Here is a 1,165-nt window from a genome sequence, read left to right as displayed (position 1 = left end):
TTTTTTAATATTTTGAAAAGACCTTGATTTTTCGTATCTTAGAAAGAAAAACTGGGGAGTTTTTCAAGATATGCAAACCAAGGTCTCAGACAAAAGTAAAGAATTAAGCTTGATATTAGAGTCGCATTTTAGCGGAAAAATGAATCGGGCACGCATAAAATTTATGGCATTAATGATTATGGCATTATGTAAAGTACAAACCGTCAATTTTGAGCGTTTGGCTCAAGGCTTTGAGAGCTCCAGCAAAGGGGAATCTTCCTTGCGGCGCATCCAGCGTTTCATGGCTGTTTATGTACTGGATATGGATCTGATAAGCCGTATGATTTATAGTCTGTTGCCCCATAAGCCGCCCTATCGGTTAATTATGGATAGGACTAACTGGCAATTTGGCAAAAGTGATATAAATATTCTGGTAATATCCATTGCTTATCAAGGTCTTAGTTTTCCTCTAATCTATAAATTGATACCCGGTAAAGGGGCTTCTCATACCCATGAGCGTATTGAGATTATCAAACATTACATACGGCTTTTTGGGGGACAAAGCATTAAAGAACTATTAGCTGACAGGGAATTTATTGGAAATGAATGGCTGAATTTGCTTCGTCAGCAAAAAATAAAATATCATATCCGCGTATTGGCTCATCATGGTGTTATGCGGTATCCAAAGGATTGGAAAAGAAAGGCCAGATGTTTATTCTCCAAGGTGAAGGTCAATCAGTGGAAAAGACTCACCCCGATGTATTATATAAATAATTCCCCTTGTTATTTATCTGCTTTGAGGTTCATTAATGACAAGGGAAAGGTGGATTTATTGATTATTGCTTCTTTTGAACTTAGTAAACATCCTGAAAAAAGCTATGCTATCCGCTGGCAGATTGAAACTATGTTCCGGGCATTCAAAACAAGTGGTTTTAATATAGAGAAAACCCATTTGACTCAGATGGACAGGATAGAAAAACTTTTAGCTATTGTTTGCATTGCTTTTATATGGGCTTATCTTACGGGAATATATATAGACAAAAAAATCAAAAGAATACGATTACTAAAACATGGCAAAAAAGCGAAAAGTATCTTTAAGTATGGACTAGACAATATAGCACAATGGTTGTTAAACCCTTATTGTCAGATAAATACAAATCCTATAAAATTTTTGTCATGTACTTAG

General features: G+C 35.5%; 1 protein-coding gene. It reads left to right on the top strand.

The genetic code is table 11. The features are described 5' to 3' along the window. Positions 1-70 precede the first annotated feature (70 nt). Positions 71-1,165, top strand: coding sequence for an IS4 family transposase (locus CLV62_RS21440; RefSeq protein ID WP_110312794.1), 1,095 nt, complete (start codon positions 71-73; stop codon positions 1,163-1,165).

It is taken from the genome of Indolivaga alginatilytica (assembly GCF_003201355.1).
GTDB lineage: Bacteria > Bacteroidota > Bacteroidia > Bacteroidales > Dysgonomonadaceae > Dysgonomonas_A > Dysgonomonas_A alginatilytica.
The sequence above is the reverse complement of the archived record's forward strand: the minus strand, read 5'-3'. Positions and strand labels throughout refer to the sequence as shown.